Annotated in this window: 14 protein-coding genes; 7 read left to right on the top strand and 7 right to left on the bottom strand. The window is 56.3% G+C overall.

Features of this window, described 5'->3' with window-relative positions; all coding sequences use genetic code 11:
• Nucleotides 1-39 precede the first annotated feature (39 nt).
• Nucleotides 40-1,461 (bottom strand): H(+)/Cl(-) exchange transporter ClcA, encoded by a 1,422-nt coding sequence (gene clcA, locus NA197_RS19835; RefSeq protein WP_064043177.1) that lies wholly within the window; start codon nucleotides 1,459-1,461, stop codon nucleotides 40-42.
• A 169-nt stretch (nucleotides 1,462-1,630) separates the two neighbouring features.
• Here clcA and hemL point away from each other — a divergent pair, with 169 nt between their 5' ends.
• Nucleotides 1,631-2,911: a glutamate-1-semialdehyde 2,1-aminomutase gene (hemL, locus tag NA197_RS19830; RefSeq protein ID WP_000045249.1), complete on the top strand. Its 1,281-nt coding sequence runs from the start codon at nucleotides 1,631-1,633 to the stop codon at nucleotides 2,909-2,911.
• Nucleotides 2,912-3,001: 90 nt separating this feature from the next.
• On the opposite strand, the gene fhuB is transcribed toward hemL, so the two are convergent.
• The 6 genes from fhuB to hrpB all read right to left on the bottom strand — a co-directional run bounded on the left by fhuB (nucleotide 3,002) and on the right by hrpB (nucleotide 14,365).
• Nucleotides 3,002-5,041: a Fe(3+)-hydroxamate ABC transporter permease FhuB gene (gene fhuB, locus NA197_RS19825; protein WP_097363552.1), complete on the bottom strand. Its 2,040-nt coding sequence runs from the start codon at nucleotides 5,039-5,041 to the stop codon at nucleotides 3,002-3,004.
• Nucleotides 5,042-5,055: 14 nt separating this feature from the next.
• Entirely contained in the window at nucleotides 5,056-5,946 is an 891-nt protein-coding gene (gene fhuD, locus NA197_RS19820; RefSeq protein WP_024157442.1) for a Fe(3+)-hydroxamate ABC transporter substrate-binding protein FhuD, read from the bottom strand.
• Nucleotides 5,946-6,743 carry a Fe3+-hydroxamate ABC transporter ATP-binding protein FhuC gene (gene fhuC / locus NA197_RS19815; protein ID WP_001157204.1) on the bottom strand — a complete coding sequence of 266 codons (798 nt, stop codon included), beginning with the start codon at nucleotides 6,741-6,743 and terminating at the stop codon, nucleotides 5,946-5,948. Before fhuC ends, fhuD begins: the two co-directional genes overlap by 1 nt.
• Before the next feature lie 48 nt (nucleotides 6,744-6,791).
• Nucleotides 6,792-8,981 (bottom strand): ferrichrome porin FhuA, encoded by a 2,190-nt coding sequence (gene fhuA, locus NA197_RS19810; RefSeq protein ID WP_000113226.1) that lies wholly within the window; start codon nucleotides 8,979-8,981, stop codon nucleotides 6,792-6,794.
• A gap of 292 nt (nucleotides 8,982-9,273) precedes the next feature.
• Complete coding sequence (mrcB, locus tag NA197_RS19805) at nucleotides 9,274-11,796, bottom strand: bifunctional glycosyl transferase/transpeptidase (protein WP_000918127.1); 2,523 nt, start codon at nucleotides 11,794-11,796, stop codon at nucleotides 9,274-9,276.
• A gap of 139 nt (nucleotides 11,797-11,935) precedes the next feature.
• Nucleotides 11,936-14,365 (bottom strand): ATP-dependent helicase HrpB, encoded by a 2,430-nt coding sequence (gene hrpB, locus NA197_RS19800; protein ID WP_064043226.1) that lies wholly within the window; start codon nucleotides 14,363-14,365, stop codon nucleotides 11,936-11,938.
• Nucleotides 14,366-14,437: 72 nt separating this feature from the next.
• On the opposite strand from hrpB, the gene thpR reads away from it, so the two are divergent.
• The 6 genes from thpR to folK all read left to right on the top strand — a co-directional run bounded on the left by thpR (nucleotide 14,438) and on the right by folK (nucleotide 19,321).
• The gene (gene thpR, locus NA197_RS19795; protein WP_001294175.1) at nucleotides 14,438-14,968 is read left to right on the top strand and encodes an RNA 2',3'-cyclic phosphodiesterase; all 531 of its coding nucleotides are present in this window, start codon (nucleotides 14,438-14,440) and stop codon (nucleotides 14,966-14,968) included.
• A gap of 16 nt (nucleotides 14,969-14,984) precedes the next feature.
• Nucleotides 14,985-15,689, top strand: coding sequence for a DNA/RNA nuclease SfsA (gene sfsA / locus NA197_RS19790; protein ID WP_064043223.1), 705 nt, complete (start codon nucleotides 14,985-14,987; stop codon nucleotides 15,687-15,689).
• A 176-nt stretch (nucleotides 15,690-15,865) separates the two neighbouring features.
• Nucleotides 15,866-16,321 (top strand): RNA polymerase-binding protein DksA, encoded by a 456-nt coding sequence (gene dksA / locus NA197_RS19785; RefSeq protein ID WP_001155232.1) that lies wholly within the window; start codon nucleotides 15,866-15,868, stop codon nucleotides 16,319-16,321.
• Between the two features lie 68 nt (nucleotides 16,322-16,389).
• Nucleotides 16,390-17,286, top strand: coding sequence for a tRNA glutamyl-Q(34) synthetase GluQRS (gene gluQRS, locus NA197_RS19780; RefSeq protein ID WP_064043225.1), 897 nt, complete (start codon nucleotides 16,390-16,392; stop codon nucleotides 17,284-17,286).
• Between the two features lie 161 nt (nucleotides 17,287-17,447).
• Nucleotides 17,448-18,845 carry a polynucleotide adenylyltransferase PcnB gene (pcnB, locus tag NA197_RS19775; protein ID WP_204376218.1) on the top strand — a complete coding sequence of 466 codons (1,398 nt, stop codon included), beginning with the start codon at nucleotides 17,448-17,450 and terminating at the stop codon, nucleotides 18,843-18,845.
• Nucleotides 18,842-19,321: a 2-amino-4-hydroxy-6-hydroxymethyldihydropteridine diphosphokinase gene (gene folK, locus NA197_RS19770; protein ID WP_064043222.1), complete on the top strand. Its 480-nt coding sequence runs from the start codon at nucleotides 18,842-18,844 to the stop codon at nucleotides 19,319-19,321. The genes pcnB and folK overlap by 4 nt, the downstream gene beginning before the upstream one ends.
• Nucleotides 19,322-19,463 lie beyond the last annotated feature (142 nt).

The following is a 19,463-nucleotide window of genomic DNA, read 5'->3' as shown; positions in this document are numbered from 1 at the left end:
CAATATTGGCAGTCATTATCTAATACCCTGGTAATTCGTTCAAGTATTCTCGCCCGCAGGCGCATTCTGGTTTTTCGCCGCCTGTTCCGCATCCTGCTTCGCCAGAGTGCGCGCCAGGATAGTTGAGTATAACGGTTTCCCGCCCAAAAACTGGGCTAATAGTGTCGCGCCAAGACAGGTGATAATCATTGGCAAAATGAGCTGGTAGTTATCGGTCATCTCCAGCACCAGCACAATCCCCGTCAGCGGGGCGCGCACCGACGCCGCCATCAGCGCCCCCATCCCGGCAATCGCAAAGGTACCGGCCTCCAGGTGATACTGCGGGAAAAGCACTGCCGCCGCCATACCGAAGGCCGTACCAAGCAGCGTTCCCAACGCCAGCATCGGGGCGAAAATGCCCCCCGGCGCGCCGGAAGAAAAGCAAAGCAGCGTCGTGACAACCCGGGCAATAAAGATGAACAGCAGTAGCCCGACGCTAAAATTACCTGCCGCGGCGATAGGAATAAGGTTAAATCCGCCGCCTGCCGCTTCCGGCTCAATCAACCCCAGAATACCGCACAGGCCGCCGATCGCGCCGCCCATAAGCACCCATTTTTTAATTTCGCCGCCATGAAAGCGCTGAAACATATCCTGGGTACGCAGCACCAACGAATTAAATACTGGCCCGACGCAGCCAAAAATAATGCCGAGGATAAGGTATAACCACAGTGTGTTAACCGGCGCATCAGACAGTTTGCCGACTTCAATAATCGGCGCTTCGCCGTTAAATATGCGGAACACAATGCTCGACATGATGACGCCGGTAAACACCGCTTTAATCGAAATCAGGTTGTAGCGAAACTGCGGGCGCATCTCTTCAATAATAAACAGGATACCCGCCAGCGGCGCGTTAAACGCCGCAGAGAGCCCCGCCGCCGCGCCGGTCGCCAGCAACGTATGCCGCGCTTCGGCGCTGCGCATACGAAAAACATCCAGCACCATGCGCCCCAGGTTGCCCCCGATTTGCACCGTTGGCCCTTCGCGCCCTAATACCATTCCTGCGCCCAACGTTCCCATCCCGCCGATAAATTTCACCGGCAACACGCGCCACCAGCGCACCGGACGTAGCTCCTCCAGCGCGCCTTCAATTTCCGGGATACCCGAGCCGCCGGCTTCCGGCGCAAATTTTCGCACCAAAAAGTAGCCAACCATCGCCAGTAACGCCGAAAGGATAAAGGCCAGCGGCCAAAGCAAAAACGCATGGTCCGCGACCTGAACCAGCGCGCCAATGCGCATGTTTTGTACCCAGGAAACCGTCTTTTCAAAGGCGACGCCAACCAGTCCGGTAAGCGTGCCGACAACGGCCGCCATGAACAGGATGGCCAGCGGCGTTTTATCCCGCTGCATTAACCGGCGAATCTGATCTCTGCGCCGTAAGCGCACAATTTGCTGAGCTAAAAAGGTGGAAGTGTCTGTTTTCATCAGAAGATCATTAATTGGTAATACAAATCTAAAGTCGGCATTCTACTCGCCAACGCCGTGAAAATCCCCTGCAAATCGTATTGTTTCAAATGCGTAAAACTTTCATAACCTTCTCTGAATAACTTAGAATAGCGGGTATTCACTTTTTCTACGAACCAGGAATCTTTCCATGAGTAAGTCTGAAAATCTCTATAGCGCGGCCCGCGAGCTGATCCCCGGCGGCGTGAACTCCCCTGTTCGCGCCTTCACTGGCGTGGGCGGCACCCCGCTGTTTATCGAAAAAGCGGACGGCGCGTATCTGTACGATGTCGATGGCAAAGCATATATCGACTATGTCGGTTCCTGGGGGCCAATGGTACTGGGGCATAACCATCCGGCTATCCGCAATGCGGTGATCGAAGCTGCGGAGCGCGGTTTAAGCTTCGGCGCGCCAACCGAAATGGAAGTAAAAATGGCGGAACTGGTGACCAACCTGGTGCCGACCATGGACATGGTGCGCATGGTGAACTCCGGCACCGAAGCGACGATGAGCGCGATTCGCCTGGCGCGTGGTTTTACTGGCCGCGATAAGATTATCAAATTCGAAGGCTGCTACCACGGCCACGCAGACTGTCTGCTGGTCAAAGCCGGTTCTGGCGCGCTGACGCTCGGTCAGCCGAACTCGCCGGGCGTGCCGGCGGATTTCGCGAAACATACGCTGACCTGCACTTATAACGATCTGGCGTCAGTGCGCGCGGCGTTTGAACAATATCCGCAGGAAATCGCCTGTATCATCGTCGAACCCGTGGCGGGCAATATGAACTGCGTCCCGCCGCTGCCGGAATTCCTGCCGGGCCTGCGCGCCTTGTGCGATGAGTTCGGCGCGCTGCTGATTATCGACGAAGTGATGACCGGTTTTCGCGTAGCGCTGGCCGGAGCCCAGGATTACTACGGCGTCGTGCCTGACCTGACCTGTCTGGGTAAAATCATCGGCGGCGGGATGCCGGTAGGCGCGTTTGGCGGTCGTCGCGATGTAATGGATGCGCTGGCGCCGACGGGCCCGGTTTACCAGGCGGGCACCCTTTCCGGCAACCCGATTGCGATGGCGGCCGGTTTCGCCTGCCTGAATGAAGTCGCCCAGCCCGGCATTCATGAAACGCTGGATGAGCTCACCACCCGCCTGGCGGAAGGTTTGCTGGAAGCTGCCGAAGAAGCGAATATTCCGCTGGTGGTTAACCATGTCGGCGGCATGTTCGGGATTTTCTTCACCGACGCTGAGAGCGTAACTTGCTATCAGGACGTGATGGCGTGCGACGTGGAACGCTTTAAGCGTTTCTTCCACCTGATGCTGGAGGAAGGCGTGTATCTGGCGCCATCGGCGTTTGAGGCGGGTTTTATGTCGGTCGCACACAGCATGGACGACATTAATAATACCATTGACGCCGCGCGTCGGGTGTTTGCGAAATTGTAAAGGATGAATTGCCGGGTGACGCTTACGCTTACCCGGCCTACATTCTACACCGCAGGCCGGATAAGGCATTTATGCCGCCATCCGGCAAACTCAGCGGCTCTGTTTACGTAGCAAATAGATAAAGTACGGCGCGCCAATAAAGCTTGAAAGCAGTCCCGCCGGGATCTGATACGGAAATAGCGCCATCCTGCCGCACCAGTCGGCAAAGACCAGTAGAACGCCCCCTGCGAGCGCTGAGATGACCATATGCGGCATCGTCCGGCGAAAACCGAGCATCCGCGCAATATGCGGCGCCATCAGTCCAACGAAACTCAGCGGCCCAATGGTCATCGTCGCGGTTGCCGTCAAACACGCCGCCAGCGCCAGCAGCGCGATACGCGACGGCGTAAGCGCCATGCCCACCGCGCGCGCGGCATCGCCGCCCAGTGGCAAAATCGTTAACCAGCGGCGACACAACGGCACAATTGCCAGCAAAATCACCATCACGATCGCGGTTCGCGTAACCTGCCCGCCAGTGGCGTTATAGGTAGATCCTGAGAGCCAGGTCAACACATCCGCCATCCGCGGATCGCCGCTCGCCTGGAGCATCATTAGCAGCATGGTAAACGCGGTGCTGAGCGCCATCCCCGCCAGCAACATCCGTTGCGGCGAGAAACCGCCGCGCCCGGCGGCTATCATAATAATCAGCAGTGTCGCCGCCGCGCCCAGGCTTCCGGCAGGCAGTAGCCAACCGAAAGCATTCCCCGGCACCAAAAACAGCATCAACACCACGCCAAACGCGGCTCCGGAACTGATCCCCAGCACTTCCGGGCTGGCCATTGGATTACCGGTCAGACGCTGAATAATGCAGCCCGCCACCGCCAGCATGACGCCCGCCATTAACGCCGCCAGTATCCGCGGCCAGCGCCACGGCATCAGTTCTTCAAGCAGCGTTCCGCTCGCCCACGTCCAGCCATGCGCGTCGCGACCAAAAGAGAGCGCGCCCCATGTTGCCAGCAGCAGGAGCGCGCCACCGGCAACGGCAAAAGCAAGAACGTGCCGACGTTCCGCCGCCACACGATCGCTGGCGTTCATATCCGGCGCGCTCATGCTTTTAAGCCGCGGCAGCAGCCACAGGAGCAGCGGCGCGCCGATTAACGCCGTCACTGACCCGGTGGAAACTTCCATCCATACGCGGGTGAGCCAAAGGATAATCTGATCGGATAGCCACAAAATAAGCGCCCCAATGAGCGGCGCCAGCATCAGGCGCGCCAGCAGACGTCTTGCGCCAAGCATTTTCGCCAGCAGCGGCGCAAACAGGCCGATAAAACCGATAATGCCCACCGCGTTGACCAGCAGAGCGCTCAACACAATCGCCAGCGACAGCGCCGCCAGACGCGCTAACGACAGCGCCAGACCCAGATTACGCGCAACGCCGTCATCCAGCCCCATCAGCGTCATCGGGCGTAACAACAATAACGTGAGCATCACACCGCCCAGCAACTGCGGCCACAGACGCTGCACGCCGCTCCAGTCGGTTTGCGTTAGCGTTCCGGTGCTCCATAAAAACATGCTTTGCAACTGATCGTGGTGGAAAATCACCAGTAACTGGTTGATTGCGCCACAATAGAGGCTAACCACCAGCCCGGCGAGGATCAGGGTCACTGGCGACAGACGTTTGCCCCACGCCACGCCGAACACCAGCGCGCCGACGATACAGGCTCCCGTCAGGGCGGCAAACTGCGTCGCCAGCGCGCCGGGAATCGCCCATAGCGTAGTCACCGTGATCCCCAATTGCGCGCCGGTCGCCACGCCCAGCGTGGTCGGTTCCGCCAGCGGGTTACGCAATACTTGCTGGAACAGGACGCCTACCAGCCCAAGCCCCGCGCCCACCAGCAGCGAAATCGCCAGTCTTGGCAGCAGGCTGTAATGAAAAATCATCTGCTCAATGATGTCGATATCCGGTGACCAGATAGCCTGTTGCCACTGGCTGCGCGGTAGCGCAACGGAGAAGTTAACCCATGTCAGCCAGCAGGCGGCAACCAACAGCGCCAATAACAGCAACGCCGGATGGCGGCTTCGCCTTATCCGGCCTACAAAGCGCCCGAACCGTAGGTCGGTTAAGGCGTTTTTCGCACCGCCATCCGGTATTCCACGTTTTCTGCTCACGCTTTGCCTCCCAACACATTATTCAGGATGCGGACAAAATGCATCGTGGAGAGGGTCGCGCCATAGAACCAAACGGCGGGCACCCGGTGAAAACGCCCGGCGCGGACAAACGGCATGGCCTGCCACAGCGGCGTTGCCATCAGCGCGTTCATATCGGTGCTATTCCCGTGATCGAAGCAGATCACATCCGCTTCTTTATACATCGCCAGCCGATCGATGCTGACCGCCGTACTGCCCCAAAAGTTGGTTTCACCCTGCCAGGCATTGACGATGCCATACTCGTCCAGCACCTCCTGGAACAGGCAATTCGGGCCGAGCACCAGCATATGCCGCGGATCGATAAGCGTCGTCATCAGTAACGGACGTCCCCCGCGGCGGATAAAACGTGGCTTCTGGCTGGCGATGAAGCGATCGTATTGCGCCAGATGTTTTTCTGCCGCAGCTTCCAGATTCAGCGTCTGCGCCAGTTCAACCAGCGAGCGTCGGGCCACCGCCAGCGGCTTTTTGCCGTCGCTAAAATCGAACCCGCGCCCCGGCGCGATCCGCGCCAGTTTCTCCGGCGAGGGTCCGTAACCTGCCGACCAGACCATAAACGACGGCTTCATCTCCGTCAGCAGTTCGAGATTGGGTTCAGTGCGAAGCCCCACATCAATCACCGAATCCGGCAACGGCGGTTCGCTAACCCACAGCTTATAATTTGGCACGTCCGCCACACCATAAGGCGTAATACCGAGCGCCAGCAGCAGCTCAACCGGCAGCCACTCCAGCGCCACAATCCGGCGGGGATCGATAGCGGCAGCCTGCGCCGTATTCATTTGCCACAGCAGCGGCGAGAGCGCCATCGCCGTTAATAAACGGCGGCGAGTAAGAGGATATAAATCACGCATTAATACACAAAACTCACAGGTGCCGCGCCCGCCGGATGCGGAAGGATACCCATCGGGATCCCGTAAATCTGTTCCAGCGTGTCACTGCGCATCAGTTCCGCAGGCGTTCCTTGCGCAATCATTTCACCGCCGCGTAGCGCTACTAAATAATCACAGTAGCGGGCCGCCATGTTGATATCGTGCAGCACCGCAACCACCGTCAGCCCGCGCTGCTGGCTTAAACGATGCACCAGCGCCAGCACGTCAACCTGATGGGCGATATCCAGCGCTGACGTCGGCTCATCCAGCAGCAGACAACGGCTGTCCTGCGCGACCAGCATGGCAATCCACGCGCGCTGGCGTTCACCGCCGGACAGGCTATCGACCAGACGATGCGCCAGCGGTTTTAAGCCGACCAGCGTAATCGCCTCGTCTACTTTTTCCCGGTCCGCGACGCCAAAGCGTCCCAGCGCGCCGTGCCACGGATAGCGGCCAATCGCCACCAGTTCGCGCACCGTCATTCCTTCCGCTTGCGGCAATTGTTGAGGCAGATAGGCAACTTTGCGGGCAAACGCCTTGCTGCTCCAGCTCGCCAGCGGCTGATTGTCGAGCAGAATATCCCCTTCGGAAGGCGGCTGATGGCGGCCCAGCATTTTTAACAGCGTGGATTTACCGGAACCATTATGGCCGATAAGTCCGGTGACGCGACCTGCGGGAAACGTTAACGAGAGGGGGTGTAAAAGCGTGCGGCCCGGCACACGAAAGGCGACGCTTCGCAGCGCAAAGGTGGTATCGGAATGAATGTGGTTTTCCTGCATCGCAGCCAACTTGTAAAACGGGCACGGCAAGCCGTGCCCAAAAAGAAATTAGAAACGGAAGGTTGCCGTTGCAACGACCTGACGTTCTGCGCCCCAGAAACAGCCGTAGGTCTGGAAGCAGCTGGCGACGTATTCGCGGTCGAGCAGATTATTAACGTTAACCGCAATGCTGGAGCCCGCCATACCAAAACGCGCCAGATCGTACTTGACGACCGCATCCATCACCGCTGCGCTGCCTACCTTGAAGCTATTGGCCGGATCGCCGTAACTGGAACCAATAAAACGACCGCCTGTTCCCAGCGTTAAACCTGACAACGGACCGTCGTTGAAGGTGTAATCGCCCCACAACGACGCCATGTGTTCAGGCACCTGCTCTGGCGTATTCCCTTTCAGGTTAGTGTCTTTCGTGTATTCAGCATCAGTATAAGTGTAAGACGCCGTCATATTGATGTTAGCCGTCAATGCTGCTTTGGCTTCCAGCTCTACACCTCGCGCACGAATTTCGCCTGCCGGCACCTGCGCTAATGGGTTGGTTGGATCGGCGGTCAGGTTATTGGTTTTGGTCAGCTGATAAACGGCACCCGTAACAACAACCGGCATGTCTTTCGGTACATATTTCACCCCTGCTTCATATTGCTCGCCTTTTGACGGCTTGTAAGAAACGCGTGGGGTGCTCCACAAATCGAAGGCGCTTGGCTCGAAAGATTGGCTATAGCTGAAGTAAGGTGAAATTCCATTATCGAATACGTAGTTTACGCCACCGCGCCAGGTGAACTGGTGGTCATTACGTTCAATATATCCTTCTGTCGGCGTAGTGGAATTCTGACGCACCGTTGTCGCTTGTTTAGACCAGTCATAACGGCCGCCGAGAGTAAATACCCACTTATTCCATTCCGCCTGATCCTGAACATAAAGGCCTGTTTGTTTACTTTCGTTCATCTGGTACGGCTCAGCGCCGCCGAAAGCAAAGTATTCAGGATGGTAATTGTTATAGAGATCGATTGACGGCGCGCTACCAAACGTCGCGTTAATATCATTACGCATACGCATGAAATCGACACCCGTCAGCAACGTATGATCAATATCGCCGGTCGCGAATTTACTTTCCAGTTGTGTATCTACGCTGAAATTCTGTAAACGCTCGTTGTCAACGATAGTACCGCGGTTAAGCGTATGGCCGTCCGCCGCAATCCCCGTGCCATAGACGCTTTTTTGCGCGGTTTTCATTTCGACAAAACGTAAATTCTGGCGCACGGTAAAAGTGTCGTTGAAGCCATGCTCGAAACTGTATCCCACCATTTTCTCGTTACGAGAATAGGTGTTGTTTGACGCCCCTTCATTGAAATCTGTTGGCAAGCGTTTACCATTCGGTAACGGTTCAACCGTTCCCTCTTTCGGCAGCCAGCCGTAGTAGCCGGTCTCTGGTTCGTTCTGGAAATAAGAAAGGAACGTAAAATTCGTTTTCTCATCAGGACGCCAGGTAAAAGAGGGCGCAATCGCATAGCGCTGCGACTCAGAACTCTTTTGCTGCTCATTTGTCGAACGCGCCAGCCCCGTCAGACGATATGAGAACTCACCGTTGTCATCCAGGGAATCACTAAAATCAAAACCGGTCTGGAACAAATTGTCCGTCCCCATTTTGAATTGAATTTCTTTCAGCGGCTCAGTAGTCGGCCGCTTGCTAACCATCGAAATAATACCGCCCGGGTTGCTCTTACCGTAGAGAACGGACGTTGGGCCACGCATCAACTCAACACGCTCAAGCATGTAGGGATCAATAACCGCATCGTTGTAGAAGTTACCCTGCAATTTCAGGCCATCCAGATAGTTATTCTGGCTCAGACCGACGGAAGAGAAGCCACGGATAATCACGAAGTCATAGGTATTGGAAGCGCCGCGACTGCTTACCGTTACGCCCGGCGTGTAACCCAACGCTTCTTTTACTGACTGGAATTGATGCATCTGCATCTCTTCGTTAGTGACCACCGAAACCGACTGTGGCGTTTTTTCGATAGGTGTATCAGTTTTGGTGGTAGTGGCGGAACGCTTCGCGGCGATGGTCGGAGCCGGTCCCCAGGCACTTTCCTGCGGCGCAGGCGCTGCGGTTACGGTAATGGTTTCTTCTTTCGGTTGAACCGCCGCCTGTGCATAGACAGACATGCCGCTAACCGCTGTGGCTACTACAACTGCGATTTTACGCAGTGAGGAGTTTGGCTGAGCAGTTTTAAGACGCGCCATTGGTATATCTCTGATGAAAGTGAATGATAACGTAAACGATAATTATTATTATAACCGCAGCATGATAGGCGAAATATCGTCGCAATGGCAAGCGATACGCGGCCCTACGAAAACTAAGGGGTTAAGAAATAACCAGATGAAAAGGAAGGGTTAATAAATTAGACTGAAATGTTATTTATAGGGGATTTGCCGGATGGCGACGTAAGCGCCTTATTCGGCCTACGTCGCACATAATGGGGTCGTAACGGTGTAGACCGGGTAAGCACAGCGCCACCCGGCACTATTACCGTGATTAATTGCCGCCGAACATCTCCTTAATCCAGCCGGCAACGCCGTCGCTCTTCTCTTCTTTCGGCGGCTGTTGCTGCGCAGGCTGCTGCGGCTGAGACGACTGATCGAACGGATTGCCTGACGGCTGCTGCTGTTGCTGCATCATCTCGCCCTGCTGGCACAGCGTATTTGGATCGTCCGTCCAGACCGGCAGAGTGCGCATACCGCCGCTACAGACAAAATTACCGTCGTAATCAACGCCCATATCCACCACATCTTCCGGCGGCGTCAGAACTAAAGGCGTCGGCGTCTGGTTCGCCAGATAGCGCTGGTAAATCGCCATCGCGCCGCTGGCGCCGTACAATTTCGTCGGCTGGTTGTTATCACGGCCTACCCAGGTGATAGTCACCTGGCTGCCGTCGATACCGGCAAACCAGGTATCGACATTGTTGTTTGTCGTCCCGGTTTTACCCGCCAGATGCAGACCCGGATATTTCGCGCCAAGCTGACGCCCCGTACCACGCTGGACGACCTGCTGCATTGTCCAGAGCGTCAGGTAAGCCGCCTGTGCCGGTACAGCGCGTTCAGCTTGTGGATAACTTTGATACAGCACCTTACCATCTTCCGCAATAACCGAACGCAGCGCTGATAACGGCGCGCGATTTCCGCCGCTGGCGATAGTCTGGAACGCCTGCGCCACTTCGATCGGCGTCAGGTTCAGCGCCCCTAGCAGCATCGCCGGAACCGGATTGAGCTGATCTTTCGGCACGCCGAGCTTCGTCCAGGTATCGGTTACCGCCGGTAAACCTAACGCCATCCCCAGATTGACCGTCGGTACGTTCATTGAGCGAGTTAACGCATCCACCAGCATCACTTTCCCGCTTTCGCTGTAGCGACGATCGTCGTTCTGCGGCGACCAGACCTGACCATTCGGCTGGCGCAGAGAAATCGGCGCATCGGCAATCCAGGTGTTCAGACGGTATAAGTTCGGCTGACTTAACGCGGTCAGATAGGTCGCCGGTTTCGCCAGCGACCCGATGGAACGGCGCGCCTGCATGGCACGGTTATAGCCGGCATACTGCGGCTCCGCCCCGCCAACCATCGCGCGTACCTCGCCGCTAAAGCGATCCACTACCACCATCGCAGTTTCAAGATCGCTCAATTTACGCTGCTTCTTCAACGCCGGAATGCCTTCGACAACGGCTTTTTCTGCGGCATCCTGCGCCACGGAGTCAAAGGTGGTGAAGATCTTCACGCCGGAGAGATCTTTAATTTTATCCCCCAGCTTCGCCTGCAGTTCCTGACGAACCATCTGCATAAACGCTGGCTGCGGTGAAATAACGCCGCCGCGCGGCTGTACGCCAAGCGGACGCGCGCTCAGCATGTCATAGAGTTCCTGATCGATGATTTTCTGCTGCTGTAACAGGCGTAACACCAGGTTACGACGCTCCAGCGCCAGTTTCGGATTGCGCCACGGGTTATAAATCGACGCCCCTTTTACCATCCCAACCAGTAACGCCTGCTGATCGAGGCTCAGCTCCTCTACCGGACGACCAAAGTAATACAGGCTCGCCAGCGGAAAACCGCGAATTTCATTGTCCCCGCTTTGACCGAGGTAGACCTCGTTCATGTACAGCTCAAGAATACGATCTTTACTGTAACGGGCATCCATGATCAGCGCCATGTAGGCTTCATTCGCTTTACGCCAGTATGATCTTTCGCTGGAGAGGAACAGGTTCTTCACCAGCTGCTGGGTTAGCGTACTTGCCCCCTGCACCGTACGTCCCGCCGTCAGGTTGGCCAGTACCGCACGCCCGATAGAGTAAAGACTAATGCCATCATGCTCATAGAAATGACGGTCTTCCGTCGCCAACAGCGTATCGACCAGCAGATCCGGGAAACCGCTGCGCGGGACGAATAAACGCTGCTCGCCATTTGGCGAAGAAAGCATGGTGATAAGCCGCGGATCGAGACGGAAGAAGCCAAACTGGCGGTTGTTATCCAGATTGACGATGGTTTCCAGACGCCCGTCACTGAACGTCAGCCGCGCGCGCACCTGCCCTTCTTTGCTGTCCGGGAAGTCAAACGGACGACGGATCATCTCAATGCTATTGGCCTGCACGGTAAATTCGCCGGGACGGGTCATCTTCGTCACCAGACGATACTGCGTCGCTTCCAGCAATTTCACCATCTCGTTTTTGCTGACAGGCATGTCTGGCTCAAGGTTCACCATCCGGCCATATACCGCCGCCGGAAGCTGCCAGACCTTGCCATCAATACGGCTGCGGATTTTTTGATCCAGATAGACGCCGTAAATGGCGAACAGCACCACAAAAACGATAAACAGTTTTAGCAATAGCCACAGCCAGCCGCGCTTGCCACGAGGCTTACGCCCTTTGCCCTTACCTTTACGCGGCATCGGTTCTTCATCCTCATAGTCATCATCATAATCGTCGTCATGCTGCCGACGACGGCTCACCTTTTGTTTCACAGGACGTGACGGTTTCCCCTTACGTCCAATCGGCTCGCGGTCATTCCCCGCCATGCTTTTTCTCCGCAACATACAGGCGCAAAGGCCCGATTCTCTATTCTTCCGCCAGACGACAGAAGAAGAAATCTCTCAATTTACCCTTTGCCGGATGGCGATTAACGCCTTATCCGGCCAGGAGGCAACGTATAACACGTCACGAATACTTCTTCGTGCGCCGCGTTGGGGCCGTATTCGCCGGATCGTCCGGCCAGACATGTTTGGGGTAACGGCCCTTCATCTCTTTTTGCACTTCGCGATACGCCCCCTGCCAGAAAGCGCTTAAATCGCGCGTAATCTGTAGCGGTCGCTGCGCTGGCGAAAGCAGTTCCAGCACCAGCGGCACGCGGCCCTGAGCGATGGTTGGGGTCTTCGCTTCGCCAAACATTTCCTGCATTCTGACCGCCAGTGCGGGCGGGTTATCTTCATGATAACGAATCGTTATTCGGCTTCCCGTCGGCACAGTGTAATGCCCAGGCAGTTCACTATCCAGACGTTGCAGCATGGCATAGTCAAGCAGTCCCCGTAACGCCTGAGTCACATTCAGAGATTTCAGACTCCGTAACGACTGTACGCCTGTCATGTGCGGCAGCAACCAGTTTTCCAGAGTCGCCAGCAGCGACGCCTCATCCACGGCAGGCCAGTCATATTCCGGCAGCCATTTCGCCGCACAGTGCAGACGCAGACGGAACTGCTCCGCTTCCGGCGTCCAGTTAAGGACGGACAGACCTTTATCGCGGATGCCGTTCAGCATCGCCTGATGAAGCTCCTCTTCAGACGGCTTCGCCAGTGGCTGAACGCTAACCGTCAACTGTCCAATACGCATTCTGCGCCATGCTTTCAACGTTCCCTGCGCCTCGTCCCATTCAACCGTGTCGGACTGGCGCAGTAAATCAGGGCACGCCTGAATCAGCGAGGCCATATCCAGCGGCTGCGCCAACAATATTCGGGCGTCCGGCGAGGCGCTACCTTGCAGCAACAGCGGCGCGATCAGCCATTCATGACGTCCCAACGCGTCATCCGCATCTAGCATCGCGCCCATACCATTGGCTAACTGATAGCGCCCTTCCTGACCACGACGCCGCGCGATGCGGTCGCTAAACGCTCTGGCCAATAGCGGCATAATAAGCGCGCTATCCGGCTCGCCATTACGCACCTGCAGCCGTTTTAAAAGCTGCTGGCTACGCTGCTGCCAGCCCGGCTGTCGCCGCGAAAATAGCACGCTTAAATCCGTACCGCCGCCGCGCGGCGGGTCCTCAAGGATGGCCGCGAGCATGGCGGCGGTGGCGGCGCTATCGCCCTCGCCAGCGTTGACTAACATCGCCGCCAGGCGCGGATCGTTACCTGTTGCCGCCATTTTCTGCCCCCGCGCGCTTAATCGCTCGCCCTCCAGCGCGCCTAACATCAATAATAAACGGCGGGCGGCCTGAAGATTCACTTCCGGCGGCCTGTCCAGCCAGAAAAGCGATGCCGGATCGTGACATCCCCACTGCAACACTTCCATCAACAAACCGGAGAGGTCGCTGTGTAAGATTTCCGGATCGCTTTGCGCCGCCGCCCGCTCCGCCTGTTCTTTGGCCAGCAGATGTAAACAGATCCCCGGCGCCAGTCGTCCGGCGCGCCCCGCGCGCTGCGTCATTGACGCCTGACTGATACGCTGCGTAACCAGCCGCGTCAGTCCCGTTCGCGCGTCGAATCGCGCCACGCGCTCCTGAGCGCTATCGACGACCAGACGAATCCCTTCAATCGTCAAACTGGTTTCGGCAATGTTAGTCGCCAACACCACTTTACGCATCCCGGCGGGGGCGGGAACAATCGCTTTGCGTTGCGCCTCCAAAGACAATGCGCCATACAGAGGACAAAGCAGGACATCGCTCCCTACCCGCGACGCCAGATGTTCATGAACGCGCTGTATTTCGCCTACGCCGGGTAAAAATAGCAGCAGCGAACCGTTTTCATTGCGCAACAGTTCCGCTGTCGCCATCGCGACGGCTTCATCAAAACGCAAATGCGCCGCGAGCGGCTGATAACGTCGCTCCACCGGGAACGCGCGCCCCTCCGAGACGATCGTCGGCGCATCAGGCAGTCGCTGACAAAGCCTGTCGTTATCCAGCGTCGCAGACATAATTAACAGCCTGAGATCGTCACGGAGCCCTTGCTGGATATCCAGCAACAGCGCTAACGCTAAATCCGCCTGTAAACTGCGCTCATGAAATTCATCCAGTATCACCAGCCCCACGCCGCGTAATTCGGGATCGCGCTGAATCATTCTGGTCAATACGCCTTCGGTCACCACTTCCAGCCGGGTACGCGGCCCCACGCAGCTTTGCGCGCGCATCCGGTAACCTACCGTTTCGCCAGGCTTTTCATTCAACGCTTCCGCCAGACGCTGCGCGACATTACGCGCCGCCAGACGACGCGGTTCAAGCAGGAGGATTTTTCCAGCAACCGGCCCCTGTTGCAGGAGTTGCAACGGCAGCCAGGTGGATTTCCCCGCCCCGGTAGGCGCGGACAACAAAACCTGCGGCGCGGTTTTTAGGGCTGTCAACAATTCAGGCAATACGGCGGCAACGGGCAATGACGTCACAAACGGCTCCACGGGGTTAACTTTCTTTGCGCCGCATTGTAGCATCGTGTTAATCCATAACCGAGTATCCCTATGTCTGAGCCAAAACGGCTGTTTTTTGCGATTGACTTACCCGACGACGCGCGCGCACAAATTATCGCCTGGCGCGCCGCCCATTTTGCGTCTGAAGACGGACGCCCCGTGGCAGCGGCGAACCTACATCTGACGCTGGCCTTTTTAGGCGACGTCAGTAACGATAAGCAGCGCGCGCTTGCGCAACTGGCCGGACGAATTCGCCAGCCGGGCTTTACGCTACATCTGGATGACGCCGGTCAGTGGCTGCGTTCGCGCGTAGTGTGGCTGGGGATGCGCCAGCCGCCGCGCGGGTTGTTGCAGTTGGCTAATATGTTGCGCGCGCAGGCCGCCCGCAGCGGTTGTTACCAAAGCCCGCAGCCTTTTCACCCGCATATTACGCTGCTGCGCGACGCCAGCCATACGGTGGCTATCCCGCCGCCGGGCTTTTGCTGGTCATTTCCGGTCACATCGTTTGCGCTTTACGCCTCTTCGTATGGGCAAGGCCGTACCCGCTATGCCGAGCTGCAGCGCTGGACGCTGGGCGAATAATAATGAAGGAATGTCGATGCTATTCTCACCCCCTTTACAACGCGCTACGCTGATTCAGCGCTATAAACGTTTTTTAGCCGATGTGATCACCCCTGACGGTACAACGCTTACGCTGCACTGTCCTAATACCGGCGCGATGACCGGCTGCGCCACGCCTGGCGATACCGTCTGGTATTCGACATCAGAAAATACTAAACGCAAATATCCGCATACCTGGGAATTGACTGAAACGCAATCCGGCGCATTCATTTGCGTGAATACGCTGCGGGCGAACCAGCTAACGAAAGAAGCAATTCAGGAGAATCGCCTGCCGGCGCTGGCGGGGTACAATATTCTGAAAAGTGAAGTCAAATATGGCGCCGAGCGCAGCCGTATAGATTTTATGTTACAGGCAGATTTCCGCCCGGACTGCTATATTGAAGTGAAATCGGTCACGTTAGCGGAAAAAGAAAACGGTTATTTTCCCGACGCCATCACCGAACGAGGGCAAAAACATCTTCGGGAGTTGATGGGCGTTGCGGCGGCAGGTCATCGCGCAGTGGTGGTGTTCGCGGTGCTGCACTCCGCCATTACACGTTTTTCACCCGCACGTCATATCGATATAAAATACGCGCAGCTATTGAGCGAGGCTCAGAATAAAGGCGTGGAAGTTTTAGCTTATAAAGCAGCACTTTCAGCCCAAAAAATGGAACTGAACGAACCAGTACCCATAACGTTGTAGTGGAATAACAGCCTGATTATTAAGTATTCTGGCCGCGTGCGTAAATACGCTTTTCCTCACAGGGTTGTCAAGTGTTACGTTTAGATAATTGCTATCCGGAAAAGCATCTGCTATTTATAGCGACCTGATTTTCCCCCGAACATGGGGATCGATAGTGCGTGTTAAGGAGAAGCAACATGCAAGAAGGGCAAAACCGTAAAACATCGTCCCTGAGTATTCTCGCCATCGCTGGGGTGGAGCCGTACCAGGAGAAACCGGGCGAAGAGTATATGAACGAAGCCCAGCTATCGCACTTCAAGCGTATTCTTGAAGCATGGCGTAATCAACTCCGGGATGAAGTCGATCGCACTGTGACGCACATGCAGGACGAAGCCGCCAACTTCCCCGATCCGGTCGATCGCGCCGCGCAGGAAGAGGAGTTTAGCCTGGAGTTACGTAATCGTGACCGTGAGCGCAAACTGATCAAAAAGATCGAGAAGACGCTGAAGAAAGTGGAAGATGAAGACTTCGGTTATTGCGAGTCCTGCGGGGTGGAGATTGGTATCCGCCGCCTGGAAGCGCGTCCAACAGCCGATCTGTGCATCGACTGCAAAACGCTGGCTGAAATTCGCGAAAAACAGATGGCGGGTTAATCCCGTACGTTTCTACCCTATTTATGACAGGCGGGAGTTTTCCCGCCTTATTCTTTATTGCCCGCAGCATGACTGACTCACTCTATATTGGCCGTTTCGCGCCGTCGCCATCCGGCGAACTGCATTTCGGCTCGTTAATCGCCGCCCTCGGCAGCTATCTACAGGCCCGTGCGCAACGCGGAATTTGGCGCGTTCGCATCGAGGATATCGATCCCCCACGTGAAGTTCCCGGTGCCGCAGCGACCATTCTGCGCCAGCTGGAACATTACGGCCTGCACTGGGATGGCGAGGTCTTATGGCAATCACAGCGTCATGAGGCTTATCGCGAGGCGCTGGCCTGGCTTCACGAGCAGGGACTGAGCTACTACTGCACTTGCCCCCGCTCGCGCATTCAGCGTCTGGGCGGTATTTACGACGGCCATTGTCGGACGTTATGCCACGGGCCGGAGAATGCCGCCGTCAGAATTAAACAGCAGCATCCGGTGATGCATTTCCATGATGCCTTGCGCGGCGACATCCAGGCTGACCCACAGCTGGCGAGCGAAGATTTTATTATCCACCGCCGCGACGGACTGTTTGCTTATAATCTGGCCGTGGTGGTCGACGATCATTTTCAGGGGGTGACGGAGATCGTCCGCGGCGCAGATTTAATCGAACCCACTGTCCGACAACTTTCGCTGTATAAACAGTTTGGCTGGCGTGCGCCAGGCTACGTGCACCTTCCGCTGGCGCTCAACGAACAAGGCGCTAAACTTTCCAAGCAAAATCATGCCCCTGCGCTTGCGACAGGCGATCCGCGCCCGGTACTGGTCCAGGCATTGCGCTTTTTAGGCCAACGCGACGTCGTAGCGTGGCAGGAGATGTCTGTTGAGGAGTTGCTGCGCTTTGCAGTGGCGCACTGGAGGCTTACAGCCGTACCCACATCGGCTAATGTAAATCCGGCATTCTCAAATGCGTCTCGCTGAGCTATGATTAGCCGCTATTTTTGCTCATCGTCTTTCGCATTGCTGCGGCGTTAATGATGCTTACAGCCCAGGTCGCGTTGCTCTCTTACGCCCGTCTGCCGTAATGCGAAAGACATAGAGTAAGTTGATCTTATTAATGTATGACACTACCGAGGTGCGCTATTTTTACCCGAGTCGCTAATTTTTGCCGTAAGGTGTTAAGCCGCGAGGAGAGCGAGGCAGAACAAGCCGTCGCCCGTCCACATATGACGATTATCCCGCGTGAACAGCACGCTATCTCCCGCAAAGATATCAGTGAAAATGCCCTCAAGGTACTGTACAGGCTGAACAAAGCGGGCTATGAAGCCTACCTGGTCGGCGGCGGCGTCCGCGATCTCCTGCTCGGCAAAAAGCCGAAGGATTTCGACGTGACCACCAACGCAACACCGGATCAGGTACGGAAATTATTCCGCAATTGCCGTCTGGTGGGGCGTCGTTTCCGCCTGGCTCACGTGATGTTTGGCCCGGAAATTATCGAAGTGGCAACGTTTCGTGGTCATCATGAAGGCAGTGAAAGCGACCGTACGACCTCCCAGCGTGGGCAAAACGGTATGCTGCTGCGCGATAATATCTTCGGCTCTATCGAAGAAGATGCCCAGCGCCGCGATTTCACCATCAATAGCCTTTACTACAGCGTAGCGGATTTTACCGTGCGCGATTACGTCGGCGGGATGCAGGATCTGAAAGAAGGCGTGATTCGCCTGATCGGCAATCCGGAAACGCGCTACCGCGAAGATCCGGTTCGAATGCTGCGCGCCGTGCGTTTCGCTGCGAAGCTCAATATGCGTATCAGCCCTGAAACGGCTGAGCCAATCCCGCGTCTGGCAACCTTGCTAAACGACATTCCTCCCGCGCGCCTGTTCGAAGAGTCGCTGAAGCTGTTGCAGGCGGGGAACGGTTATGAAACCTATCAACAACTGCGGGAATACCACCTCTTCCAGCCGTTGTTTCCTACCATTACGCGTTATTTCACCGAAAACGGCGACAGCGCAATGGAACGTATCATTGCGCAGGTGTTGAAGAATACGGATAACCGCATCCGTAACGAGATGCGCGTTAATCCGGCATTTTTGTTTGCCGCCATGTTCTGGTATCCGCTGCTGGAGATGGCGCAAAAAATCGCTCAGGAGAGCGGCCTTGCCTATTACGATGCTTTCGCGCTGGCCATGAATGACGTGCTGGATGAAGCCTGCCGTTCACTGGCGATCCCGAAACGCCTTACCACGCTTACCCGTGATATTTGGCAGCTTCAGTTACGGATGTCGCGACGCCAGGGCAAACGCGCCTGGAAGCTGATGGAACATCCCAAATTCCGCGCCGCGTTTGATTTGCTGGAGCTGCGCGCTCAGGTGGAAAATAATACTGAACTGCAACGTCTGGCGCAGTGGTGGGCCGAGTTTCAGGCTTCCGCGCCGCCGGAACAAAAAGGGATGCTCAACGAGCTGGACGACGATCCTGCTCCACGCCGCCGTCGTTCACGTCCGCGCAAACGCGCGCCGCGCCGCGAGGGCACCGTATGACGATCGCGTATATCGCGCTTGGCAGTAATCTGGCCTCTCCGCTGGAGCAGGTCAATGCCGCCCTGAAGGCTATCGCCGACATTCCCGATAGCCGTATCGTCGCGGTTTCTTCGTTTTACCGCACGCCGCCGCTTGGCCCACAGGATCAGCCCGATTACCTGAACGCTGCGGTGGCGCTGGATACCGCTCTCGCCCCCGAAGAATTGCTTAACCATACCCAGCGCATTGAGCTGCAACAGGGCCGGGTGCGCAAGGCCGAACGCTGGGGGCCGCGCACGCTGGATCTCGACATTATGCTGTTTGGCGATGAAGTCATTAACACCGACCGTCTGACCGTGCCGCACTACGACATGAAAAACCGCGGTTTTATGCTGTGGCCGTTATTCGAAATCGCTCCGGAGCTGATGTTTCCCGACGATAAAGGTCTGCTGATCGAGCTGATGTCCCAAATGTCTCCCTGTCCCGATCGTTGGTAAGAAATACCCCTATTATCAATTCAACAAATAGTTTCTATGCTGTTATTCCGTATAATTAGATAAATTAAATACTCTTGTTAGAAATAATCATGGAACCAGTCGTACATTATATAACATAACAATAAACCATATATTTCAGCTA

The sequence above is a fragment of the Salmonella sp. NW884 genome (genome assembly GCF_051700745.1).
Taxonomy (GTDB): Bacteria; Pseudomonadota; Gammaproteobacteria; order Enterobacterales; family Enterobacteriaceae; genus Salmonella; species Salmonella enterica.
Note: the sequence above shows the minus strand (reverse complement) of the source record. Positions and strands in the feature narration are given on the sequence as shown.